This is a genomic window from Bradyrhizobium sp. LVM 105, assembly GCF_003957705.1.
In the GTDB taxonomy this organism is placed as follows: domain Bacteria; phylum Pseudomonadota; class Alphaproteobacteria; order Rhizobiales; family Xanthobacteraceae; genus Bradyrhizobium; species Bradyrhizobium frederickii.
The window spans coordinates 171,576-193,508 of sequence record NZ_QZMV01000003.1; the positions used below are offsets into that span (position 1 = coordinate 171,576).

General features: G+C 65.7%; 22 protein-coding genes. 7 read left to right on the forward strand and 15 right to left on the reverse strand.

Annotation, left to right across the window (positions count from 1 at the left end; genetic code table 11):
• Nucleotides 1-23: 23 nt before the first annotated feature.
• The 3 genes from D6B98_RS10435 to D6B98_RS10445 all read right to left on the reverse strand — a co-directional run bounded on the left by D6B98_RS10435 (nucleotide 24) and on the right by D6B98_RS10445 (nucleotide 3,974).
• Nucleotides 24-764, reverse strand: coding sequence for a sulfate transporter family protein (locus D6B98_RS10435; RefSeq protein WP_126256920.1), 741 nt, complete (start codon nucleotides 762-764; stop codon nucleotides 24-26).
• 222 nt (nucleotides 765-986) lie between these two features.
• Complete coding sequence (gene nikR / locus D6B98_RS10440) at nucleotides 987-1,433, reverse strand: nickel-responsive transcriptional regulator NikR (RefSeq protein ID WP_126256921.1); 447 nt, start codon at nucleotides 1,431-1,433, stop codon at nucleotides 987-989.
• Nucleotides 1,434-1,520: 87 nt separating this feature from the next.
• Nucleotides 1,521-3,974, reverse strand: a complete 2,454-nt coding sequence (locus tag D6B98_RS10445) for a heavy metal translocating P-type ATPase (RefSeq protein WP_126256922.1) — start codon at nucleotides 3,972-3,974, stop codon at nucleotides 1,521-1,523.
• Nucleotides 3,975-4,038: 64 nt separating this feature from the next.
• On the opposite strand from D6B98_RS10445, the gene D6B98_RS10450 reads away from it, so the two are divergent.
• Complete coding sequence (locus tag D6B98_RS10450) at nucleotides 4,039-4,314, forward strand: metal-sensitive transcriptional regulator (protein ID WP_126256923.1); 276 nt, start codon at nucleotides 4,039-4,041, stop codon at nucleotides 4,312-4,314.
• Between the two features lie 261 nt (nucleotides 4,315-4,575).
• Here the strand turns inward: D6B98_RS10450 and D6B98_RS10455 are convergent, their stop codons facing one another.
• Nucleotides 4,576-5,550, reverse strand: a complete 975-nt coding sequence (locus tag D6B98_RS10455) for a YiiX/YebB-like N1pC/P60 family cysteine hydrolase (RefSeq protein ID WP_126256924.1) — start codon at nucleotides 5,548-5,550, stop codon at nucleotides 4,576-4,578.
• A 192-nt stretch (nucleotides 5,551-5,742) separates the two neighbouring features.
• Between D6B98_RS10455 and D6B98_RS10460 the strand changes: the two genes are divergently transcribed.
• The gene (locus D6B98_RS10460) at nucleotides 5,743-7,128 is read left to right on the forward strand and encodes a flavin monoamine oxidase family protein (RefSeq protein WP_126256925.1); all 1,386 of its coding nucleotides are present in this window, start codon (nucleotides 5,743-5,745) and stop codon (nucleotides 7,126-7,128) included.
• Nucleotides 7,129-7,360: 232 nt separating this feature from the next.
• Here D6B98_RS10460 and D6B98_RS10465 read toward each other — a convergent pair whose 3' ends face one another.
• The 4 genes from D6B98_RS10465 to pheS all read right to left on the reverse strand — a co-directional run bounded on the left by D6B98_RS10465 (nucleotide 7,361) and on the right by pheS (nucleotide 12,336).
• Nucleotides 7,361-8,131 carry a sulfite exporter TauE/SafE family protein gene (locus D6B98_RS10465; RefSeq protein WP_126256926.1) on the reverse strand — a complete coding sequence of 257 codons (771 nt, stop codon included), beginning with the start codon at nucleotides 8,129-8,131 and terminating at the stop codon, nucleotides 7,361-7,363.
• A gap of 55 nt (nucleotides 8,132-8,186) precedes the next feature.
• Nucleotides 8,187-10,595, reverse strand: coding sequence for a phenylalanine--tRNA ligase subunit beta (pheT, locus tag D6B98_RS10470; RefSeq protein ID WP_126256927.1), 2,409 nt, complete (start codon nucleotides 10,593-10,595; stop codon nucleotides 8,187-8,189).
• Nucleotides 10,592-11,038 carry an endonuclease domain-containing protein gene (locus D6B98_RS10475; protein WP_126256928.1) on the reverse strand — a complete coding sequence of 149 codons (447 nt, stop codon included), beginning with the start codon at nucleotides 11,036-11,038 and terminating at the stop codon, nucleotides 10,592-10,594. The genes pheT and D6B98_RS10475 overlap by 4 nt, the downstream gene beginning before the upstream one ends.
• Nucleotides 11,039-11,253: 215 nt before the next feature.
• Nucleotides 11,254-12,336: a phenylalanine--tRNA ligase subunit alpha gene (gene pheS, locus D6B98_RS10480; RefSeq protein ID WP_126256929.1), complete on the reverse strand. Its 1,083-nt coding sequence runs from the start codon at nucleotides 12,334-12,336 to the stop codon at nucleotides 11,254-11,256.
• Nucleotides 12,337-12,488: 152 nt separating this feature from the next.
• Here pheS and D6B98_RS10485 point away from each other — a divergent pair, with 152 nt between their 5' ends.
• Nucleotides 12,489-12,902, forward strand: a complete 414-nt coding sequence (locus tag D6B98_RS10485) for a hypothetical protein (protein ID WP_126256930.1) — start codon at nucleotides 12,489-12,491, stop codon at nucleotides 12,900-12,902.
• 8 nt (nucleotides 12,903-12,910) lie between these two features.
• On the opposite strand, the gene rplT is transcribed toward D6B98_RS10485, so the two are convergent.
• Both rplT and rpmI read right to left on the reverse strand, forming a co-directional pair.
• The gene (rplT, locus tag D6B98_RS10490) at nucleotides 12,911-13,270 is read right to left on the reverse strand and encodes a 50S ribosomal protein L20 (protein ID WP_028179126.1); all 360 of its coding nucleotides are present in this window, start codon (nucleotides 13,268-13,270) and stop codon (nucleotides 12,911-12,913) included.
• Nucleotides 13,271-13,350: 80 nt separating this feature from the next.
• A complete protein-coding gene (gene rpmI / locus D6B98_RS10495) occupies nucleotides 13,351-13,551 on the reverse strand; it encodes a 50S ribosomal protein L35 (protein WP_008539890.1) in 201 nt (66 codons plus the stop codon).
• A gap of 272 nt (nucleotides 13,552-13,823) precedes the next feature.
• On the opposite strand from rpmI, the gene D6B98_RS10500 reads away from it, so the two are divergent.
• Nucleotides 13,824-14,228: a hypothetical protein gene (locus tag D6B98_RS10500; protein ID WP_126256931.1), complete on the forward strand. Its 405-nt coding sequence runs from the start codon at nucleotides 13,824-13,826 to the stop codon at nucleotides 14,226-14,228.
• A 168-nt stretch (nucleotides 14,229-14,396) separates the two neighbouring features.
• On the opposite strand, the gene infC is transcribed toward D6B98_RS10500, so the two are convergent.
• Nucleotides 14,397-14,936 (reverse strand): translation initiation factor IF-3, encoded by a 540-nt coding sequence (gene infC / locus D6B98_RS10505; protein WP_085969949.1) that lies wholly within the window; start codon nucleotides 14,934-14,936, stop codon nucleotides 14,397-14,399.
• A gap of 250 nt (nucleotides 14,937-15,186) precedes the next feature.
• Between infC and D6B98_RS10510 the strand changes: the two genes are divergently transcribed.
• Nucleotides 15,187-16,002, forward strand: coding sequence for an alpha/beta hydrolase (locus tag D6B98_RS10510; protein ID WP_126256932.1), 816 nt, complete (start codon nucleotides 15,187-15,189; stop codon nucleotides 16,000-16,002).
• Between the two features lie 218 nt (nucleotides 16,003-16,220).
• On the forward strand, nucleotides 16,221-16,694 hold the full coding sequence (locus D6B98_RS10515; protein WP_126256933.1) for a nuclear transport factor 2 family protein: 474 nt from the start codon (nucleotides 16,221-16,223) through the stop codon (nucleotides 16,692-16,694).
• A 129-nt stretch (nucleotides 16,695-16,823) separates the two neighbouring features.
• Here the strand turns inward: D6B98_RS10515 and D6B98_RS10520 are convergent, their stop codons facing one another.
• The 3 genes from D6B98_RS10520 to D6B98_RS10530 all read right to left on the reverse strand — a co-directional run bounded on the left by D6B98_RS10520 (nucleotide 16,824) and on the right by D6B98_RS10530 (nucleotide 19,771).
• Entirely contained in the window at nucleotides 16,824-17,621 is a 798-nt protein-coding gene (locus D6B98_RS10520) for an acyl-CoA thioesterase domain-containing protein (protein WP_126256934.1), read from the reverse strand.
• Nucleotides 17,622-17,823: 202 nt separating this feature from the next.
• Nucleotides 17,824-18,981: a tRNA epoxyqueuosine(34) reductase QueG gene (gene queG / locus D6B98_RS10525; RefSeq protein ID WP_164718514.1), complete on the reverse strand. Its 1,158-nt coding sequence runs from the start codon at nucleotides 18,979-18,981 to the stop codon at nucleotides 17,824-17,826.
• 97 nt (nucleotides 18,982-19,078) lie between these two features.
• Nucleotides 19,079-19,771 carry a glutathione S-transferase family protein gene (locus D6B98_RS10530; protein ID WP_126256936.1) on the reverse strand — a complete coding sequence of 231 codons (693 nt, stop codon included), beginning with the start codon at nucleotides 19,769-19,771 and terminating at the stop codon, nucleotides 19,079-19,081.
• A 169-nt stretch (nucleotides 19,772-19,940) separates the two neighbouring features.
• Between D6B98_RS10530 and D6B98_RS10535 the strand changes: the two genes are divergently transcribed.
• Entirely contained in the window at nucleotides 19,941-20,747 is an 807-nt protein-coding gene (locus D6B98_RS10535) for an undecaprenyl-diphosphate phosphatase (protein WP_126256937.1), read from the forward strand.
• 181 nt (nucleotides 20,748-20,928) lie between these two features.
• On the opposite strand, the gene D6B98_RS10540 is transcribed toward D6B98_RS10535, so the two are convergent.
• Complete coding sequence (locus D6B98_RS10540) at nucleotides 20,929-21,894, reverse strand: complex I NDUFA9 subunit family protein (RefSeq protein WP_126256938.1); 966 nt, start codon at nucleotides 21,892-21,894, stop codon at nucleotides 20,929-20,931.
• Nucleotides 21,895-21,933 lie beyond the last annotated feature (39 nt).

The window sequence follows — 21,933 nt, forward strand, 5'->3', positions numbered from 1 at the left end:
CGACGGCTCCGCGCCGGGCGCCGTTACCGCATCTGCCGCGCCGGCGCGATCAGCTCCGGCCGCGGGCCCGACAGCCGCTTGTGCATGTGGACCATGAAGGCCATGGCGAAGATCGGCGTCGCCAGATTGACGATCGGGATCGAGACAAAGGCGGCGATGAACAGGCCCGCGGTGAAGATGGTCGCGGCATTGTCGCGCCGCATCGCCTTGGCTTCCTCCGGCGGGCGGAAGCGCATCGCCGCCAGCTCGAAATATTCGCGGCCCAGCAGCCAGGCCGTGGCGAGGAAGAAGATCAGGAAGCCGGCGCCGGCGAACAGCACCAGCGGCAGCGCGGCGAGATAGATCAAGATCGTCAGCAGCGCGGTCTTGATGCCCTCGAGGATGGCCTGGCTGAAGGGCAGCGCGACGCCCGGCTGCTCGGCGGGGTAATGCTCGCGCTCGACGATGTCGGCAACGTCGTCGACGAACAGGCTCGCCACCAGGGAGGTGATCGCGGGCATCAGGAAGATGCCGCCGAACACGACGCCGAGGCCCGCCGCGATCGAAACGATCCAGGAGAGAATATCGATGGACGAATGCCAGCCGGGTCCGAGCAACTCCTCCAGCCAGACCGCCCCGGAGGTTGCGAACCAGCTGAGCAGCCGCTGCAAGCCGATCGCCAGCACGATGATCAGCACGAGCGCCAGCCCGATCGATCGCCACAGGATCGAGCGCATCGGCGGCGAGATCATTTGCGACAGCGCCTTCACGGCGGCATCCAGCATGGGGCACCCTTTCACTAAACGACCCGCGAGAGGTAGACACCCAATGCGGTTTCGGCAAGGGAGGCTGGTTGCCCAAGATACGGCCGTGTCCCGGACGCGGTGCAGCGTGCAACGCTGCTCCGCAGAGCCGGGACCCATTAGCTTGCCGCGAGATGGGCCCCGGCTCTGCAGCGCACCGCTGAAGAAGCGCTGCGCCGCGTCCGGGGCACGCAAGCCGCAAGCCTAGTCGTGCCGGTGCCCGTGCTTCCGCCCTTTCGCCGGCTTGCCATCCCCGGTCGGGATCATCACCACGCGGCCGTAGCGGACCCCGCGTTCGGCGATGATGTGGTCGGCGAAATGCTTGACCTCATCCGCCGACCCCTTCAGCGCCGTCATCTCCATGCAATTGTTGTCGTCGAGATGGACGTGCAGGGTCGCCAGCGCGAGGTCGTGATGGCCGTGGAATTCCTGCACCAGTCGTTTCGACAGATCGCGGGCGGCGTGGTCGTAGACATAGACGAGACCGGCAACGCATTGGCCGGTCTGCGCGGTGTCCTCGGAGCTCTGCTGCAGGCCGGCACGGGCGAGGTCGCGGATGATCTCGGAGCGGTTCTGGTAGCCGCGCGCCTCGGCTGCGGCGTCGATCTCCGCCAGGAGGTCGTCCTCGATCGTGATCGTTATCCGCTGCATCGGCCCCTCTTGCGCGTCTCGCTCAAACCGCTCCTGCGCAGCCCGGATGGGGCGTAGCGCCATCCGGGGCGATTTGGCGAGCTTGCGTCACAGCTGCGTTGCGCGCAAGCGCAGCGCATTGCCGACCACGCTGACCGAGGACAGCGCCATCGCCGCCGCGGCGATGATCGGCGAGAGCAGCAGGCCGAAGGTCGGGTAAAGGATGCCGGCTGCGATCGGAATGCCGGCGGCATTGTAGATGAAGGCGAAGAACAGGTTTTGTCGGATGTTGCTCATAGTCGCCTGCGACAATTTTCGGGCGCGGACGATGCCGACGAGATCGCCCTTGAGCAGGGTCACGCCCGCGCTCTCCATCGCGACATCCGTGCCGGTGCCCATGGCAATGCCGACCTCGGCGGCGGCCAGCGCCGGCGCGTCGTTGACGCCGTCGCCGGCCATCGCGACGATGCGGCCGGCCTTTTGCAGCCTGGTCACCACCGCGCTTTTCTGGTCCGGCAGCACCTCGGCCTCGACCTCGGCGATGCCGAGCCGGCGCGCCACCGCTTCCGCCGTGGTGCGGTTGTCGCCGGTCAGCATGATCACCTTGATGCCTTCGGCAGCCAACGCCTTCAATGCCTCCGGGGTCGAGGCCTTGACCGGATCGGCAATCGCGAACAGGCCGGCCAGCCGGCCGTCGACGGCCATGTTGATCACGGTGGCTCCGTCCTGGCGCAGCCGCTCGGCCTCGGCGTCGAGTGCCGTCGTGTCGACGCCGATCGAGGCGAGATATCTGGCGTTGCCGAGCGCGATGGTCTTGCCGTCGACCTTGCCGGTGGCGCCCTTGCCGGTCGGCGAGTCGAAGTGCTCGACCTGGCCGAGCGCAAGCTGCTTCTCCTTGGCGGCACGCATGATCGCGTCAGCCAAAGGATGCTCGCTGGCGCGCTCGACGCTGGCCGCAAGCCGCAGGATGTCGTCTTCGGCAAAGCCGGAAGCCGGCACGATCGCGACCACCTTGGGCTTGCCCTCGGTCAGCGTGCCGGTCTTGTCGACCACCAGCGTGTCGATCTTCTCCATCCGCTCCAGCGCCTCGGCGTTCTTGATCAGCACGCCGCCTTGCGCACCGCGGCCGACGCCGACCATGATCGACATCGGGGTCGCCAGGCCCAGCGCACAGGGGCAGGCGATGATCAGCACGCTGACGGCGGCGACGAGACCGAAGGCGAGCCGCGGCTCCGGTCCGAACCAGGCCCAGGCGGCGAAGGCCGCCAGGGCGACGACGATCACGGCGGGCACGAACCAGCCGGCGACCTGATCGGCCAGGCGCTGGATCGGCGCGCGCGAGCGCTGCGCGTCTGCGACCATCTGCACGATCTGCGACAGCAGCGTCTCGCGGCCGACCTTGTCGGCGCGCATCACGAAGCTGCCCGACTGGTTCAGCGTGCCGGCAATGACCTTTGCGCCGGTTTCCTTGGTGACGGGCATGGATTCCCCCGTCACCAGGGATTCGTCGAGCGAGGAGCGTCCCTCGAGGATGATGCCGTCGACCGGCACCTTCTCGCCGGGACGAACGCGCAAGCGGTCGCCGGCATGAAGCGTATCGATCTCCACCTCATGCTCGCTGCCATCGGCGTCGACGCGGCGCGCGGTCTTCGGCGCCAGTTGAAGCAGCGCCTTGATCGCGCCCGAGGTGGCGTCACGTGCGCGCAGCTCCAGCACCTGACCGAGCAGCACCAGCACGGTGATGACGGCGGCGGCTTCGAAATAGACCGCGACCGCACCTTCATGGGCGCGGAACGTAGCGGGGAAGATCTGCGGCGTGACGGTGCCGAGGACGCTGTAGACATAGGCAACGCCCGTGCCCATAGCGATCAGCGTGAACATGTTGAGGTTGCGCGTCAGCAGCGACTGCCAACCGCGGACGAAGAACGGCCAGCCGGCCCACAGCACCACCGGTGTGGCGAAGGCGAGCTGGATCCAGTTCGACAGCGTCGGGTCGATCCAATTGTGCGGACCCGCGAGATGGCCGCCCATCTCGAGCACCACCGCCGGCAGTGACAGCACGCCGCCGATCCAGAACCGCCGTGTCATGTCGGCGAGCTCGGGATTGGGTCCGGTCTCCAGGCTCGCGACCTCCGGCTCCAGCGCCATGCCGCAGATCGGGCAGCTGCCGGGACCGACCTGGCGGATCTCCGGATGCATCGGGCAGGTGTAGATCGTGCCCGCGGGCATCTCGGGCTCGGGGGCCTTTTCCTTGGCGAGATATTTGGCGGGATCGGCCGCGAACTTGGTGCGGCAGCCGGCCGAGCAGAAATGGAAGGTCTCGCCGTGATGGGCGAGGTGGTGCTTCGAGGTCGCGGGATCGACGCTCATGCCGCAGACAGGGTCTTTGACCTTCGTCGCGCCCTCACCATGGTCGTGCGCGTGGCCGGCGTGGTCGCCGTGTCCGCCGCAGCAGGAGGACGCCGCCGGCTTGGCCGCTGCCGCCTTGGTCACTTCCGTTTTGGCTGAGCACCCGCATCCGGAATGTCCGCCCGCGTCGTGATGATGCCCGTGTTCGTTCATAGCCCTGCTCCGGCGCCTGTACCCGGGTCTTGCAACCCATACCCGGTAGGGGTATATAGACCGCATGCGCAAGGACATCAAGGCATCTGTCGGAAAACGCCTCGGCCGGATCGAGGGTCAGGTTCGCGGCCTCTCGAAAATGGTAGAGGAGGACCGCTACTGCATCGACATCGTGACGCAGATCTCGGCGGTGCGGGCCGCGCTGCGCCGGGTCGAGGAGGAAATCCTGAAGGATCACGTCGCCCATTGCGTCGAGCACGCCATCGCGAGCGGCGACAAGGTCGATCAACGCGCGAAGATCGCGGAGCTGATGGCGGTGATCGGACGAGCGGAGCGGTAGGTCTTCACCGTCTTTGCGAGGAACTCTTGCGACGAAGCAATCCAGACTGCCACCGGGGAAAGCAGTCTGGATTGCTTCGCTACGCTCGCAATGACGGCTGTTGAGGCGAGATCGCACTCCAAACTCAGGTGTCGTCACTGCGAACGCAGGGACCCATAACCCCAGGGAGAGGTTTGGCGAAGACTTGTCGTTCGGTACTGCCACCGCCGCTCTCGATAGATCACGCGGTATGGGTCCCTGCGTTCGCAGGGACGACGGTGGCTACGCCGCTCTCTCGCGCGCACGGCTACGCCGCCTCGGGCCGTACATCGCCAGCTTCTTCAGCAGCGCGACATGTCCGGAGACGCTTTCGGCCACCGCAGCCTGCACGCTCACTTCTTCAGCCGGAATCTCATCCGGCGCCTCCTGGTCAATCGCCTCAGGAACGAGCGGCGGCGCACTGATCGTTTCTGGAAACACACTGAATGTGCCCGCTACCTCCTCGAGCGGCTTCTGCATGTCGGCCCAGTGCAGCGCGGTGTAGTCGAACCCGTGCACGATGGTGGGTTTGACGACTTCGAAATAGGGCGAGATGTCGAAGTCGCGGGGCATGTAGAGCGAGGAATCGCGGATGTGCAGGATCTCGCGGCGCGCTGCGCGGCTGCCGGCCTTGGTGATCTTGGGCAGGATCGGGTAGCGCACGGCATCGAACGCCTGCGCGATCAGCGCCGAGCAGATGATCTTGGTCGGATCGCCCGAGCCGATCGCGATCATGCGCCGGCGCCAGCGCTGCGGTATCGGCATCGGGAACAGATAGCGCATCAAGTCGACGATGTTCTTGGTGTCGTAGCCGAAGCCGATGCGGTTGATCGCATAGCGGCAGACCGTGGTGCGATCCTCATAGGACAGCCCGACCGGGCGGCAGACGCGGGTGTGATACGGGAAATATTTGGACAGCGGCGCGGAGGTGACGCCTTCGCCGATATTGGCCTCGATCAGCACATGCGGCTCGCCATCGGGCTCCGCGGCGCCTTCGACCGGGCCGACATAGAGCGCGGCGTGCGACCAGGTCGACTGGGTCAGATATTTGATGATGCCGGAGATGCGATTGTTGCCCTCGACCAGCAGCACGTCGCCGGGCTCAATGACGCCGCGCAGGTGCTCCGGGTCGCTCGGCGTGAACGGCTCGTAGCCCGGCACCTCCTTGGAGAGGTACGCGGCAATCAGCTTGCCGACTGAATCCAGGACCGTCCCCATCTCAAACTCCCCCCACGGCCTTTTCCGGCCGTCTTTTTCCCTTCTCTATCATGGTCCGAACGTGTTGCAATTCGGTTCATCGCTCCGTGAGGTCAAACACGATTGATTCACCGTGATGGTTGCCGTGCAACATCAGATGCGGCAAGGTTCGCTGACTGTTCCCGTCCGCCGCAAGTCCTCGGAAACCATGACATGACAATCACACGCCGCGGTTTCCTTGTCGCGTCGGGGGCTCTTGCCGCGGTGCCGGTCCTGCGCGCCAACGCGGCCAACCTGCCGCGCGAGGCCGACATCGTCGTGGTCGGGGCAGGGGCCGCGGGAATCGCGGCGGCGCGGCGCATCATGGCGACGGGCCGCAAGGTGGTCGTGGTCGAAGCGGCGTCACGGATCGGCGGCCGCTGTCTCACCGACAGCACGACCTTCGATACGCCGTTCGACCGCGGTGCACGCTGGATGCACAATCCAGATACCAATCCGATGATCCGGCTGGCGCGCAGTGCCGGGCTTGACGTGCTGCCGGCGCCGTCCGGCCAGAAGATGCGGATCGGCCGCCGCAACGCGCGTGCAGGCGAAACCGAGCAGTTCCTGGCGGCGCTGGTGCGCGCCAACCGCGCCATCGACGAGGCGGGGCGGGCCAAGCTGGATACCTCCTGCGCGTCGGTGCTGCCGAAGGATCTCGGCGACTGGGCGGGCGCGGCCGAGTTCTTGCTGGGCGCGGGCTTTGCCGGCAAAGACCTGAAGGAGCTGTCGGCGATCGACAAGGGACGCGCGCAGGACCGCAACGCGGCAATCGCCTGCCGTCAGGGCCTCGGCACGCTGATCGCCAAGCTCGGCGAGCAGGCGCCGGTGGCGTTGTCGACGCCGGCGAGCCGAATCGCCTGGAGCAACCGCGACGTCAGCGTGGAGACGCCAGCCGGCAAGATCGCCGCGCGCGCCGTCATCGTCACGGTCTCGACCAACGTGCTGACGTCGGGCGCGATCAAGTTCACGCCCGACATCCCCAAGCGCACGCTAGACGCGGCGGCAAAGCTCGGCCTCGGCAGCTACGATCGCATCATGCTGCAATTGCCGGGCAACCCGCTCGGCCTGTCGCGCGACGATATCCTGATCGAGCAGAGCAACTCGACGCGCACGGGGCTGATGTTCGCCAATATCGGCGGCTCCTCGCTCTGCTCCATCGATGTCGGCGGCGCATTCGGCCGCGAACTTTCCGAGCAGGGCGAGAAGGCGATGGTGGCCTTTGCCAGGGAATGGATCACAAAGCTGTTCGGCAGCGAAGCTGCAGCCGCGGTGCAGAAGACCAGCGCCACACGCTGGAACGCCTCGCCTTACGTGATGGGCGCGATGTCGGCGGCGTCCCCCGGGGGCCAGCTCTCGCGAAAGGTTTTGGCGGAGCCGATCGGCAATGTGTTCCTCGCCGGCGAGGCCACCCATGAGACGCTGTGGGGCACCGTCGACGGCGCCTGGGACAGCGGCGAGCGCGCCGCGGACGCGGCCTTGCGCAAGATCGGCGCGCTCAAGGACGACCCCGCCGACGTGCCGACGCAATCGACGAAGAAGCGGCGCGTGCCGCGGTAGTAGGGATTCGTCCAACTCCACTCAGCCGATCCCACGCTCTCTCCGTTCCCTCCCCCCTTGTAGGGGAGGGTCAGGGAGGGGGGCCACACGGGGATTCTTTCCATCACGAACGGCTTTTGATGCCCAACGACGGGCACCTTTTCCTGGCCTACCCCTCTCCCTAGCCCTCCCCCACAAGGGGGGAGGGAACGCACCTACGTCCGCGCGCCAGCTGGGTCTCATCCCGTGAGGCTTACCGCAACACCCCGTCCAGCACCGGCAGCCCGGCAATCACCGCCATCGCGATCAGCGCGTAGCAGATGCCGCGAAATACTTCTTCGCTGGCGCGGCCGAACAGCGAGGCGCCGAACGCGACGCCGATCGCATAGACCGGCCCGACGACCAGCGAGAGCACCAGCGATTCGCGGCTGATCAGGCCTGTCGTCGCATAACTGACCATCGAGAAGAAATCCGACGCGCCGAAGAACAGCACGATGTTGGCGCGTGCGACGATCGGTGCGATCGGGCGGCCGAGCCAATAGCCGACGATCGGCGGGCCGCCGGTCTGCGCGAGGCCGCTGCAGAAGCCCGAGAGACCGCCGATGCCGACCGAGAGCCAGGCGTGGTCCTTGCCGCGATAGCGCCAGCCCGACAGCAGCAGAAGCAGGAGGGCGGCGACGAAGCAGGAGATGATCCAGCGCGTGGTGACGGGCTCGAGCACGCTGAGGAAATAGGTGCCGACGGGCACGCCGACCAGCGCGCCCAGCACGATCACTGCAGTGGCCCTGCGGTCGGCCTTCCGCCATGCGTCGGGGAGCAGCGGCGCGGCCGCGACGAAATCGATGACGAGCAGCAGGGCCGCAACGAGCCGCGGCGCTGCGATGCTGCTCGCCAGCGGCATGAAGATCAGCGCCGAACCGAAGCCGGAGAAGCCGCGCGCGGTGCCTGAAACGAAAGCGACGGCGCAGAGCGCCATCGCAATCGTGAGGTTGACGTCCTTTGGGAGAAAGTCGGCGAGACTCATGCTTGTCGATTCTGGAGCATGATGTCGTCCGAAAACCGCTTCACACTTCTCGGCATCATGCTCTCAGAGTACCGCCGGTCTTCTTCGTGACTTCGGCCACGATCTTGGCGCCGACGGCCTCGATCTCCTGGTCGGTCAGGGTCTTCTCGCGCGGCTGGATCGTCACCGCGATCGCGATTGATTTCTTGCCGTCATCGATGCCCTTGCCCTCGTAGACGTCGAAAACGTTCACGCCGGTGATCAGCTTCTTGTCGACGCCCTGCGCGGCGCGCACGATATCGCCCGTCTTCACGGTGCGATCGACGATGAAGGCGAAATCGCGCGACACAGGCTGGAACGCCGACAGCTCGATCACCGGCTTGGCGCGGGTCGGCTTCTTCTTCGCCTCGGGGATACGGTCGAGGATCACCTCGAACACCAGCAGCGGGCCGTCGGCGCCGAGCGCCTCGAGCGCGCGGGGATGCACTTCGCCGAAATATCCAAGCACGTTCTGCGGCCCGATCTGGATCGTTCCGGAACGGCCCGGATGCAGCCAGGACGGTCCACCGGCGACGATCTGCAGCGCCTGCATCGGCGCACCGGCCGCGGCCAGAACCGCCAGCGCGTCCGCCTTGACGTCGAACACATCGGCCTGCGCCGCGCCCGACCAGTGCCGCCCCAGACCTTCGGACGAAGCAAAACCGCGGCGAACGCCGCTTGCCGCCGTGAACTGGTCCTGCGGGCGATCGCCCCTGAAGATCTGGCCGACCTCGAACAGCGCGACATCGCTCATGCCGCGATTGGCGTTGGCCTGTGCCGCAGCGATCAGGCCCGCGAGCAGCGTCGGACGCATGTCGGAGAGATCCGACGCGATCGGGTTGGCAACCTCGAGCTCGCGCTGGCCGCCGCCGAACAATTCTGCCGCGGACTTCGTGATGAAGGACCAGGTCACCGCTTCGATGATGCCGCGGCTTGCAAGTGCGCGCTTGACCCGGCGGGTGCGCAGCTGAAGCGGCGTCAGCACCGGCTTGCGCGCGTCCTCGCCGCGCTCGAACGGCGTCATCGGCACCTTGTCGACGCCGAAGATGCGGACGATCTCCTCGACGATGTCGGCCTTGCCGTGGACGTCCGAGCGCCACGACGGCACGGCCACCTTCACGACCGGTCCCGGGCCCGCCATCATGAAGCCGAGATGGGTCAGGATGCGCTTCATCTCGGCTTGCGGCACCTCGATGCCCGAGAGTCGCTTGACCTCGGTGATCGGAAACTCGATCACGCGGTCGTCGCCAAAGGATCTGCCGACTACGACGTTCTCGGACGGCGTGCCGCCGCACATCTCCATCACCAGCTTGGTCGCGAGCTCCAGCCCCGGCACCATGAAGGCCGGATCGACGCCGCGCTCGAAGCGGTAGCGCGCGTCCGAATTGACGCCGAGCTTGCGGCCGGTCTGCGCGATGTTGATCTCGTTCCACAGCGCCGATTCGATCAGCACGTCGGTGGTGGTCTCGTCGCAGCCCGAGGCTTCGCCGCCCATGATGCCGGCCAGCGATTCGACGCCGTGCTCGTCGGCGATGACGCAAGTGGCGGGATCGAGATTGTAGGTGCGGCCGTCGAGCGCGAGCAGCGTCTCGCCGTCGCGGGCGCGGCGCACGACGAGATTGCCCTTCACCTTCCTGGCGTCGAACACATGCAGCGGCCGCGCGCGATCGAAGGTCATGAAGTTGGTGATGTCGACCAGCGCATTGATCGGTCGCAGGCCGATCGCGGTCAGCCGCTTCTGCAGCCATTCCGGCGACGGGCCGTTCTTGACGCCGCGCACGAGGCGAAGCGCGAAGCCTGGACAGAGCGTGGAATCCTCGACCGTGACCTTCACCGGGCACGGGAATTCGCCCTTGACCGGCTTGATGGTCGGGTCCTTGAACTTGCCCATGTCGGCGGCGGCGAGGTCGCGCGCGATGCCGTGCACGCCGGTGCAATCCTGCCGGTTCGGGGTCAGATTGATCTCGACCACGGGATCGCCGAGCGCAGCCCATTCGGCATAACCTGCGCCGACCGGCGCATCCGCCGGCAATTCCATGATGCCGTCGTGGTCGTTGGAGATCTGCAATTCGGCCGCCGAGCACAGCATGCCGCGGCTCTCGACGCCGCGGATGGTGCCGATGCCGAGCGTGATATCCTTGCCGGGAATGTAGGTGCCGGGCGGCGAGAACACGCTGACGAGGCCCGCACGCGCATTCGGCGCGCCGCACACGACCTGCACCGGCGCGCCACCGTCGCCGGTGTCGACCATGCAGACGCGCAGGCGATCCGCATTCGGATGCTGCTCGGCCGAGATCACCCTCGCGATGGTGAACGGCTTGAGCGCCTTCGCCTTGTCCTCGATGTTCTCGACCTCGAGCCCGATCATGGTGAGCTTCTCGGCGAGCTTGTCCAGCGGCTCGTCGGTCTCGAGATGATCCTTCAGCCAGGAGAGGGTGAATTTCATGGCTGCTTCTTCTCCACGGAGACGGTCTGCTCCCTCCCCCGCTTGCGGGGGAGGGCTGGGGAGAGGGTTCTCTCCGCAATGGCAGTGACTATTGTTTCAAGAACACCGGAACGGTTGGTGATCACGTCGTGATTGTTGAAGCGCAGGACCTTGAAGCCCTTCGCTTCGATGATGGTCGAGCGACGCGCATCCGCGCGCTCGCCTTCGTCGGAGAAATGCTGACCGCCATCGAGCTCGATCACGAGCTTGGCGGCGTGGCAGATGAAATCGGCGATGTAGCGCCCGATTGGCACCTGGCGGCGGAAGCTCGCGCCGTTCAATCGGCCTGCGCGCAGCTCCGACCACAGGATACGTTCCGCGTCGGTTGAATTCCGCCTGAGCGCGCGTGCATTGGCACGCTGCTTGGCCGAGACTTTCCAGTCCGGATGCTTGGGATCGACCATCGGCAGCCCCATTGCGGAGAAACCCTCTCCCCAGCCCTCCCCCGCGAGCGGGGGAGGGAGTCCGACCTGTCGAGCAGGCAGGGAATACGTACCCATTTGACGAACGTCACGCGCACGCACCATCCACTCCCTCCCCCGCCTGCGGGGGAGGGCTGGGGAGAGGGCTGTCTCCGCAGAGGGAACGGAGAGAGTCTTCGTATGGCCGATCGCCGCCATCACGAACTCAGCCCCCCCGCCAGCGTCGGCACCTCAAGCGGCTTGAAGCCGTAATGGGACAGCCAGCGGACGTCGCTGTCGAACAGCTGGCGCAGATCGGCGATGCCGTATTTCAGCATGGCGATGCGGTCGATGCCCATGCCCCAGGCGAAGCCCTGGTACTCGTCGGGATCGATGCCGCAGGCGCGCAGCACGTTCGGATGCACCATGCCGCAGCCGAGAATCTCGAGCCAGTCCTCACCCTCGCCGAAGCGGATCTCGCCCTTGTCGCGGCGGCACTGGATATCGACTTCCAGCGACGGCTCCGTGAACGGGAAGAACGAGGGGCGGAAGCGCATGTTGATGTGGTCGACCTCGAAGAACGCCTTGCAGAACTCGTGCAGGATCCATTTGAGGTGGCCGAGATGCGAGGTCTTGTCGATGACGAGGCCTTCGACCTGGTGGAATTGCGGCGTATGGGTCGCGTCCGAATCGATGCGGTAGGTACGGCCCGGGCAGATGACGCGGATCGGCGGCTTCTGGCTCAGCATGGTGCGCACCTGCACCGGCGAGGTGTGGGTCCGCAGCAGCATGCGCGAGCCGTCCTCCTTCGGATGGAAGAAGAACGTGTCGTGCATCTCGCGCGCCGGATGACCTTCCGGGAAGTTCAGCTTGGTGAAGTTGTAGTCGTCGGTCTCGATGTCGGGACCTTCGGCCACCGAGAAGCCCATGTCGGCGAAGATCGTGGTCAGCTCGTCCCAGACCTGGCTCAGCGGATGGATGCGGCCGGCCTCGGCCTGAGCCTCGCGCAGCGGCAGCGTGACGTCGACGGTCTCGGATGCCAGCCGCGCATCGAGCGCCGCGGACTTCAGCACATCGCGTCGTGCCGCGAGCGCCTCGGCGACCTTGTCCTTGGCCTGGTTGATCGCCGCACCTTGCGTCTTGCGCTCGTCGGGCGACATCTTGCCGAGCGTGGCAAGCAGCGCCGAGATCGAGCCCTTCTTGCCGAGGGCTGCGACGCGCACCGCTTCGAGCGCGGCTTCATCGCCGGCGGCGGCGATCTGGTCGAGGATGGATGTTTCGAGCGTTGCGAGGTCGGACACAGTCAAATCCTTGGCTCCAAATTCGGCTGGGTTGTCGCCGCCGGAAGGGCGTAACGTCAAGCGAAAAGCCGGTGTTTTCGGGCTCCCGCCCGGCCGGGGTGAACCTCGCGAGAGCGCGGGCCACCAAGGAAGGATACGAGGAGACCTTCGCGATGCCTTCGAAATGCTGTTGGGCCGTTCTGGCCGCTGTTCTGTCCATTGCCGGTACCCCGGCGCGCGCCATGGTCTGCATGGAGCAATCCATGACGCTGGACGAGGTCGCGGCCGCCATCAGCAGCGAGAAGAGCTGCCAAAGCGCGATGAAGGTCTTCAGGGATTGCCAGCTGACCGCGAGCGGCGATGTCGAGCTCGGCGCCGCCGTCGAGACGAAGTGCGAGGCGGACTTCAAGCCCGGCCTCAGCGCCGCGCAGGCGCAGGCCTACAAGCGCGAGATGCGCGCGTGCGACGTCAAGTACCGGAACAAGTCCGGCACCATGTATCAGTCGTTTACGGCATTCTGCCGGGCGGAGGTCGCCCAGCGTTACTCGCAACGCGCGCTGCAGGCTGCGGGCCAGAAGGCCCGCTAGCGCAAGCCTTACGCTGCCAGCGCGGCCTTGGCCTTCTCGGCAATGGCCTGGAACGCGGCGGGCTCGCTGATCGCGAGATCCGACAGCACCTTGCGGTCCACGGTGATCCCGGACTTGGCCATGCCGTCGATAAATCGGCTGTAGGTCAGGCCGAACGGACGGACGGCTGCGTTGATGCGCTGGATCCAGAGCGCGCGGAACGTCCGCTTCTTGCGCTTGCGATCGCGGAAGGCGTATTGCATCGCCTTCTCGACCGCCGGCTTGGCGGCGCGGATGGTGTTCTTGCGGCGGCCGTAGAAACCCTTGGCGGCCTTGTAGACTTTCTTGTGCTTGGCATGGGCGGTCACACCGCGTTTGACGCGAGACATGACGAAATCCTTCAGAGATGACTTTGGTTATCGGATTGCCGCGCATGACGCGGCACGGTTGGCAATGATCGTGGACGCGATCAGGCGTTCGGCAAGAAGTACTTCTTGACGTTGTCGCCGTCGGTCTTGAACAGCACGCGGGTGCCGCGGAGCTGACGGATCTGCTTCTTCGTCCGCTTGATCATGCCGTGACGCTTGCCGCGCTGGGCGTGCATCACTTTGCCGGTGGCAGTCACCTTGAAGCGCTTTTTAGCGCCCGATTTGGTCTTCAGCTTGGGCATTTGGCTCTCCTAATGGCCACAGAGATCCGCCCGCGAAGGCGGCTGGCCGTCAAAATGCTCGTTAGAGCGTTGATTGTGCTCAGGTTTTACGAACAAGCGCGAAACCCGCACGAAACACCGCCACGGCAGCCCTTAATCAGCCGGGCGATGAAGGCTGGGCTTATGGCAGAGGACAAGCCAATTGGCAACGATGAACCGTTGGAACTTGGCCGGCGACTATCCGATGTTGCCACCCCCGCCGCCCCAGCCGTGTTGCCCGGAGCAGGACCAAAATGGCTCGCTTTTCCCAATCGCTTTCGGCTTCGACCGGTTTCGCCCGCGCGCGCCGCCTGGCGCTCCTTACCGTGCTCGCCGCAGCCGCGTTGCCTTCGACCGCGGAGGCCCGCGGCGGCCGCTATGACGGCATCTGGAACGTCACTTTCGCCACCACAAGAGGCAATTGCGGCTCCGGCTACAGCGTGCCCTTCACCGTCACCGGTAGCCGGGTCTCGTCCGCCGGCGGGGGCCGGGTCTCCGGCAGGGTCAAGCGCGGCGGCGCGGTCGCGGTCCATGTCTCGGTCGGCGCGTCCCATGCCAGCGGCGGCGGCCGGCTCGCCGGCGTAAGCGGCGCCGGCTCGTGGAAGGGCGTCATTTCCGGCGACCGGTGCAGCGGCACCTGGCAGGCGACGCGGAGCTGAATAGGGGCAAACCATCGCCACGACGGCGGTGAGCTCCCTCCCCCGCCCGCGCCCCGCAAGCGGGCGAGGGTGCAGCAGCGCTCGTGGCCTACACCTCGACCAAAACGAAACGGCCCGCCGGAGATCCGGACGGGCCGTTGAACTTCCTATCGTCCTAGCGAGCCGCGATCAGCGCGGCGCCAGCACCATGACGACCTGGCGGCCCTCGAAGCGCGCGTCCTGCTCGACCTTGGCGAGCTCGGCCACGTCGGTCTTGATCTTGTCCAGAAGCTTGGTGCCGATCTCCTGGTGCGCCATTTCGCGGCCGCGATAGCGCAGCGTGATCTTGACCTTGTCGCCTTCTTCGAAGAACCGCTGCATCGCGCGCATCTTCACGTCGTAATCATGATCGTCGATCATCGGGCGGAGCTTGATCTCCTTGATCTCGACGGTCTTCTGCCGCTTGCGGGCTTCCGCGGCTTTCTTCTGTGCCGAATACTTGTACTTCCCGTAGTCCATGATCTTGCAGACGGGAGGGCTGACATTCGGCGAAATCTCGACCAGATCCATGCCAGCTTCCTGGGCCATCTTGATGGCGAGGACCGTCTCGACCGTGCCCTTATTGTCACCGGTCTGATCGATCAGCTGGATCTGCGCATTGCGGATATCATCATTGATGCGCGGCCCGTCTTTGCTGGCAGCGGGCGGAGCTTTATTAGGACGGCGAATGGGTGGTTCTCCAAAGTTGTGAAAGAAGCGGCTATCTTGAAGGAAGATGCGGTTGCCGGCAAGCAAGTCGCTCGTGCGGGAAGCGAAAAACCCTCAAATGCGAGGCATTTTGGCCACGCCTGGGCACGTTGATCGACATAGACACCTTGCTTCTGTTCCGCAAGCGTCCCAAAGGGCCAATGCCGCATCAGATTGCGCCGCAGGAAGGCGCCCCGAACAGCTCAAACCGCACAGCCAGAGTAAACGTTCCATGACCGATCCAATTCCCGATGCCGTGCTCGACTTCATCGATGTGGGCGAGGGTCCGTCCGCACGCAGGATCGCGGTACGCCACCGTGCGGGGAACGGTGCTGTTTCGGGGCCTGGCCTGGTCTGGCTGGGCGGCTTCAAGTCAGACATGCAGGGCGGCAAGGCCGTGGCGCTGGACGGCTGGGCCCGGGATCACGGCCGCGCCATGGTCCGGTTCGACTATTCCGGTCATGGCGAATCCGGCGGCGATTTCGCCGATGGAACCATCGGCCGCTGGCTCGAGGACAGCGTTGCGGTATTCGAACGCTTCTGCGACGGCCCGCAGGTTCTGGTCGGCTCCTCCATGGGCGGCTGGATGGCGCTGCTGCTCGCGCGCGAGATCAAGAAGCGGCAAGAAGAGAAGCAACAAGCCAAGGCTTCGCTTGCGGGGCTCGTGCTGATCGCGCCGGCACCCGATTTCACTGAAGAGCTGATGTGGAAGAATTTTTCGCCGGCGGTGAAGCAGGAAATCGAGACCAAGGGGGTCTGGATGAGGCCGTCGGACTATGGCGACGGCTCGCCCTATCCAATCACGCGGAACCTGATCGTGGAGGGCCGCAACCATCTCGTGCTCGGCAGCGCCATCGATCTCGGCTGCCCCGTCCGCATCCTGCAAGGCGCGAAAGATCCTGATGTGCCCTGGCAGCACGCCTTCGCGCTGACGCACCGTCTGCCGGCCGACGACGTCGTGCTGACCATGATCCAGGACGGCGACCACCGCCTCTCCCGCCCGCAGGACATCGCGCGCATCCTTGCCGCGGTCGCCGAGATCGGGTGAAACTGTTGTTCAACACGCGGTGTCATCGCCCGACTTGATCGGGCGATCCAGTATTCCAGAGGCCGCCGTGCTTGAACCGAAAAGCCGCGGCGTACTGGATGCCCCGGTCCCGGCTCCGCCAAGGCTACGCCGAGGCCCGCAGGGTTGCTCGGCACGCCGGAGCTTCAGCGAAGGCGGCAAGCCGGGGCATGACGGAGGTCGGTGAGGGAGAAGCGCCAATGACAGACATCACCACCGCCATGCTGCGTGCGTTCTGCGATGCCGTCGAGCAGCGCGACGGCCGCGCCTTCGCCGAGCTGTTCACCGCGGACGGCGTCTATCACGACGTCTTCTACGGCGCCTTCGCGGGCCGCGAGAAAATCGCCGCGATGATCGATGACTGGTTCTATCGCACGGCGACCGATTTCCGCTGGGACATGCATGATCCCGTCTCGGACGGCACCACGCTCTATGCACGCTACACCTTCAGTTATCGCTCGACGCTGCCGGAAGCGAACGGCGCGCGGGCGATGTTCGAGGGCGTGGCGATCATGACGCTGAAGGATGGCAAGATCGCTGGCTATCGCGAGGTCGCCAACACCGCGCCAGCGTTCGTCGATCTGAATTTCGCGCCTGAGCGGATCGCGAAGATCGTCGCCAAGCAAGGCGCCGAGCTGAGGTCGCGGCCGGAGATGCAGCGGCATCTGGCGTAGGTCTCTCCTCCAGTCATTCCGGGGCGCGCCACTTGGCGCGAACCCGGAATCCATTTCCCCTCTGGGCCTGCGGCCCGATGGATTCCGGGTCTGCGCCTGACGGCGCATCCCGGAATGACAGGGAAAGCCCTACCGCTTCGACGGATTCGCCATCGGCTTGCGCTGCGCCAGCGCGGCGACCGTCGCAGTGCCGATCGGGCCCTGCTCGTCATAGAGCCAGCATTCGCCGATCGCGACGCCATCGGTGGCCTGATGGTTCACCACTTCGAAACCGATCCATTCCGTCACCGGCAGGCGGTGCAGATAGATCGTGACGTCGCTGTTGATGTAGCCGAGGCCGTTGTCGCCGGCATTGGCAAAGGGGCTGGCGAAATCGGCGCCGGTGGCGACATGGACGAACGGCGTCATCGGCACGCCGGCAACGAGCTCGCGCACCTCGCTCATCCACAGCCGGCGCGGCCCGAGCGAGCCCATGTGGCCGACGATCGGGCGCGTCGTCCATTTGCCGTTCATGCCGAGCCTCGGATCGGTGGGCTTCGGAATATCGGCCGGCTTCGGCGCGTCCCAGTTCGGCGGCGACCAGACGTTGCCTTCAGGATTTTGCGTCCGCCGCAGCAGCTGGCATGAGGCGCGCGCCATGCCGACGCCGCCGGAGACGAATTCCGCTTCCACCACGCGGATGCGCAGACCATCGCGCACGAGGCGCGTCGTCACTTCGATCGGCTTGTCGATGGTCGGCAGCCGAAACATGTCGACGGTGAGCCGCGCCGGCACGAAGTCGGGGCCGGAATGGCGCTCCTCGATGGCAAAGCCGAGCAGGCCGACGATGACGCGACCGTGCAGCGATTTCGGATCCCAGGGACCATTGGCCACTTCCGTCGGATGGAATGTATCGCCGTCGCGGGTGAAGAAAGGCATGCTTGTCATGCGCGCGAGATTGCGGGAATGGGTGGGGAAATCAAGTGTGGGTGTCCTCGGAGCGAGGTTAGGAGTGCAAAGCTCTCGCCTAAACAACAGGTGTCATCGCCCGCGAAGGCGGGCGATCCAGTATTCCAGAGGCGGTTGTGATTGAACCGATAGGCCGCGGCGTACTGGATGCCCCGCCTTCGCGGGGCATGACGGCGGTGGGTTAGAAGGCGGCGTGCCACTCCTGACTGACACCTTCGTCGCATTCTGCGCTCATCGCGACAGACTTCATCGCATCGAACTCGCTGCGCGGTAGCAATTGCCCCAGCGCCCACACCGCCGCCCCGCGCACCAGCGGGCTTGCATCATCGAGCAATCGCCGCGCCTCGTCCGCCAACGTTGCATCACCGGAGTTGCCGATCGCAATCAGCACGTTCCGCAAAAAGCGGTCGCGGCCGATGCGCTTGACCGGCGACTTCGTGAACAGCGTACGAAACGCCGCGTCGTCGAGCCGTGCCAGTTCGGCGAGCGCAGGCGCGCGCAATTCGTCACGCGCGGCGAGCCTGGCTTCGCGGCCCTCCTGCGCGAACTTGTTCCAGGGGCAGGCGGCGAGGCAATCGTCGCAGCCGTAGATGCGGTTGCCGATGGCTTTGCGGAATTCGCGCGGGATCGGTCCCTTGTTCTCGATGGTGAGATAGGAGATGCAGCGCCGCGCATCGAGCTTGTAGGGCGCCGGGAATGCCGCGGTCGGGCAGATCTCGAGGCAGGCCTGGCACGAGCCGCAATGATCGATCTCGGCGACGTCGCGCGGCAGCTCCAGCGTGGTGTAGATCGCGCCGAGGAACAGCCAGGAACCGAATTCGCGCGAGACGAGATTGGTGTGCTTGCCCTGCCAGCCGAGACGCGCGGCCTGCGCCAACGGCTTCTCCATCACCGCTGCGGTGTCGACGAACACCTTCACATCCGACGGCGCGGTTGCGACCAGCCAGCGCGCCAGCACCTTCAGCCGCTTCTTGATGAGGTCGTGATAATCGTCGCCCTGCGCATAGACCGAGATCGCCGCGCGCGTGCGCTGCTTCAGGATCGCGAGCGGATCGGAGTCAGGACCGTAATTGACGCCGAGCATGATGACGCTGCGCACGTCGCTCCACAGCCCGCGCGGATCGACACGGCGCTCCGGTTGCGCGGCCAGCCAGTCCATGTCGCCATGGCCGCCTGCGGCAATGAATTCGAGGAAGTATTTTCCGGCGTGCTCGATCGTGCCGGGTGCGGTGACGCCGATGCAATCGAAGCCGAGCGCATGCGCCTGTTCCTCAAGTGCAGCCCGCAGCCGATCCATATCGGCGGGAGGTTTGATCGCTGTCGTTTCCACGCTCGTCATGGCCGGGCCCGTCCCGGCCATCCACGTCTTTGCGTCGCGCTCATAAGAAAGGGAAGCACGTGGATGCCCGGGACAAGCCCGGGCATGACGGACGTCATCAGAAATCCAGGTCCACGTAGGTCCGCGATGCCGGCACGCCGGCCAGCCATTCGCTGAGCAGCGGACGGAACGACGGGCGGGACTTCACCCGCGCGTACCACGCCTTTGCTGCGTCGTCCTCGCTCCATGGCACGTCGCCCAGATAGTCGATCGCCGAGAGATGCGCCGCGGCGGCGAGGTCCGCGTAGGTGAGCCGGTCGCCGGCGAGGAAATTACGCGTCTGCGCCAGCCAGCCGATATAGGCCAGATGATAGCGCACATTGGCCTTGGCGGCGCGCATCACGTCGGCCGAAGGCGCCCCGCCACCGTTCTCCTCGCTCATGAAGCGCTTGTAGATGCGCTCGGTGACGAGGGGATGCGAGACCTCCTCGAAGAACTTTTCGTTGAACCAGGCCATCAACCGGCGCACCTCGACGCGCTCGGAAATCGCCTCCGGCATCAGGCGCTTGGGTCCCATCTCGGCGCCATAGGCCTCGTCGACATACTCGGCGATGATCGCCGCGCCCGGTACAGGCGGCTGCTCGTCGTCCACCATGACCGGCGTCGTGCCGGCGGCGTTGAGCAGCAGAAATGCCTCGCGCCGTTCCCAGCTGCGTTCTTCGACCAGCTTGAGGTCGAGCCCGTATTCGCCCGCGATCAGGCGGATGAAGCGCGAATGCGGACAGAACGGATGATGAAACAGCGTAAACATGAAGCCTTTGACTATTTGATGGTGCTTAAGAATCCATCAATGTTTGTGCGGCGCCACACTAGTCCTTCATAACCGCGAGGCAAGGGCGTGATGTCGCATTTTGCGATTGCGGCATGGGGGCGAATAGGCGAGAAGAGCCCCGCTTTTCAAGCCGAAATGGACCGTAAATATGTCAGACGCGATACGGGCAGTGATCCTCGGCATCATCGAGGGTGTGACCGAGTTCCTTCCCGTATCCTCGACCGGCCATTTGCTGCTCGCCGAGCGCTTCTTCCATCTCGGCGAAGGCGCGTTCTGGGATTCGTTTACGGTTCTGATCCAGCTCGGCGCGATCCTCGCGATCGTCGGCCTCTACTTCAGGAGGCTTTGGGACGTCGTGATCGGCCTGTTCACGGGCGATGCCTATGCGCCGCGCTTCGTGATCGGCGTGCTGGTGGCGTTCCTGCCCGCCGTGATCGTCGGCCTCGTCGCCGGCAAATACATAAAGATCCTGCTGTTCAACCCGTGGGTCGTCTGCTTCACGCTGATCGTCGGCGGCGCCGTCCTGCTCTGGGTCGACAAGCTCGATCTCAAGCCGCGCGAGCACGACGCCACCCGGTTTCCGCTGTTGATGTATCTCTATATCGGCATCGCGCAATGCGTGGCGATGATCCCGGGCGTGTCGCGTTCCGGCGCCAGCATCGTCGCCGCGATGCTGCTCGGTGCAGACAAGCGCTCGGCGGCGGAGTTCTCGTTCTTCCTCGCCATCCCCACCATGATCGGCGCGTTCGCCTACGACTTCTACAAGAGCCGCGCCGAGATGACGACGGACCATATGGGGGTGGTCGCGATCGGTTTCGTGGTGTCGTTCATCACCGCGATCATCGTGGTCAAGACGTTCCTGGAATACGTCACCCGGCACGGCTTCGTGGTGTTCGCCTGGTGGCGCGTCATCGTCGGCACGCTCGGCCTGATCGCGCTCGCGCTGGGGCGATAGGCTCGAAGTTCAGGTAACAGCAGTCTCATCGCTGAAGCTCGTCATGCCCGGCCTTGTGCCGGGCATCCACGTTCTTGGCGGCTGCGCGAGAAAGACGTGGATGGCCGGGTCATAGGCGAGCGGCAGCGACGCCGTCCTATGGACGGCTATGCCCGGCCATGACGACGGAGAGAACGACCCCTCACACGCTCATGCGCTGGAACTGGCCGGCCGCGCGGAAGCGCCAGAGATATTGCGGGGCGATCGCTTCCAGCGAATCGGCGGCGATGCCGAGCCCTTCCAGCGTCAGGCCGGCGGCCTTTGCCGCCTCCGACACGACATTGTCGCGCTCGAGCAGCGTGACCTGGTCCGGCGTCAGCTTGAACGCGCCCGGCGCGAATTGCAGGAACGCGGCCTGGAAGCGGGCGAGGCCGAACGGCAGCGGCACCAGCATCCGCTTGCGGTCGGTGATCTCGAGGATGACCGCGAGGATCTCGCGCATGGTCAGCACTTCCGGACCGCCGAGCTCGTAACGAGCGCCCGCCTTGGCCTTGCCGTCGACGGCGTCCGCGATCGCGGTGGCGACGTCGCCGACATAGACCGGCTGCATCCTCGTCTCGCCGCCGATCAGCGGCAGCACCGGCGACATCCGGGCCAGCGCGGCAAAGCGGTTGGTGAACTGGTCCTCGGGGCCGAACATCACGGAGGGGCGGAAGATCGTGGCCGAGGGCACCGCGGCCAGGACCGCCGCCTCGCCGGCCGCCTTGGCCCTGGCATAATGCGACGGCGATTCGGCATCGGCTCCGATCGCGGAGACATGCACGAGGCCAGCCCCCGCCGCGGCCGCTGCCTTGGCGACCGTTTCGGCGCCCCTGGCCTGGACCGCGTCGAAGGTCTGCTCGCCGCCCTCGGCGAGGATGCCGACCAGATTGATCACGACATGCGAATCACGCAGCGCCGCCTCGACCGAGGCCGGATAGCGCAGGTTCGCCTGCACGGTGTGGACCTGCCCGACCCGGCCGGAGGGCTGGAGGTATCCGGCGAGTTCCGGCCGCCGCACCGCGACCCGGACCCGGTAATCGCGCTTGCACAGGGCACGGACGACATTCCGGCCCAAAAATCCCGAACCGCCGAAAACCGTGACCAGCGTGTCCAGATTCGATGCCATGGGAGCCATTCCTGCGGAAAAGAGTGCGTCTTGTCAGGC

Bases quoted from the DNA above. Each gene is read 5' to 3' on its own strand.
- D6B98_RS10450 (WP_126256923.1), top strand. From the start codon at position 4,039: ATGCGCAAGGACATCAAGGCATCTGTCGGAAAACGCCTCGGCCGGATC.
- D6B98_RS10535 (WP_126256937.1), top strand. From the start codon at position 19,941: ATGTCAGACGCGATACGGGCAGTGATCCTCGGCATCATCGAGGGTGTG.
- D6B98_RS10515 (WP_126256933.1), top strand. From the start codon at position 16,221: ATGACAGACATCACCACCGCCATGCTGCGTGCGTTCTGCGATGCCGTC.
- D6B98_RS10465 (WP_126256926.1), bottom strand. From the start codon at position 8,131: ATGAGTCTCGCCGACTTTCTCCCAAAGGACGTCAACCTCACGATTGCG.
- queG (WP_164718514.1), bottom strand. From the start codon at position 18,981: ATGACGAGCGTGGAAACGACAGCGATCAAACCTCCCGCCGATATGGAT.
- D6B98_RS10435 (WP_126256920.1), bottom strand. From the start codon at position 764: ATGCTGGATGCCGCCGTGAAGGCGCTGTCGCAAATGATCTCGCCGCCG.
- nikR (WP_126256921.1), bottom strand. From the start codon at position 1,433: ATGCAGCGGATAACGATCACGATCGAGGACGACCTCCTGGCGGAGATC.
- D6B98_RS10510 (WP_126256932.1), top strand. From the start codon at position 15,187: ATGACCGATCCAATTCCCGATGCCGTGCTCGACTTCATCGATGTGGGC.
- D6B98_RS10445 (WP_126256922.1), bottom strand. From the start codon at position 3,974: ATGAACGAACACGGGCATCATCACGACGCGGGCGGACATTCCGGATGC.
- D6B98_RS10530 (WP_126256936.1), bottom strand. From the start codon at position 19,771: ATGTTTACGCTGTTTCATCATCCGTTCTGTCCGCATTCGCGCTTCATC.
- D6B98_RS10485 (WP_126256930.1), top strand. From the start codon at position 12,489: ATGCCTTCGAAATGCTGTTGGGCCGTTCTGGCCGCTGTTCTGTCCATT.
- D6B98_RS10500 (WP_126256931.1), top strand. From the start codon at position 13,824: ATGGCTCGCTTTTCCCAATCGCTTTCGGCTTCGACCGGTTTCGCCCGC.
- rplT (WP_028179126.1), bottom strand. From the start codon at position 13,270: ATGTCTCGCGTCAAACGCGGTGTGACCGCCCATGCCAAGCACAAGAAA.
- D6B98_RS10475 (WP_126256928.1), bottom strand. From the start codon at position 11,038: ATGGTCGATCCCAAGCATCCGGACTGGAAAGTCTCGGCCAAGCAGCGT.
- D6B98_RS10520 (WP_126256934.1), bottom strand. From the start codon at position 17,621: ATGACAAGCATGCCTTTCTTCACCCGCGACGGCGATACATTCCATCCG.
- D6B98_RS10455 (WP_126256924.1), bottom strand. From the start codon at position 5,550: ATGGGGACGGTCCTGGATTCAGTCGGCAAGCTGATTGCCGCGTACCTC.
- D6B98_RS10540 (WP_126256938.1), bottom strand. From the start codon at position 21,894: ATGGCATCGAATCTGGACACGCTGGTCACGGTTTTCGGCGGTTCGGGA.
- pheT (WP_126256927.1), bottom strand. From the start codon at position 10,595: ATGAAATTCACCCTCTCCTGGCTGAAGGATCATCTCGAGACCGACGAG.
- rpmI (WP_008539890.1), bottom strand. From the start codon at position 13,551: ATGCCCAAGCTGAAGACCAAATCGGGCGCTAAAAAGCGCTTCAAGGTG.
- D6B98_RS10460 (WP_126256925.1), top strand. From the start codon at position 5,743: ATGACAATCACACGCCGCGGTTTCCTTGTCGCGTCGGGGGCTCTTGCC.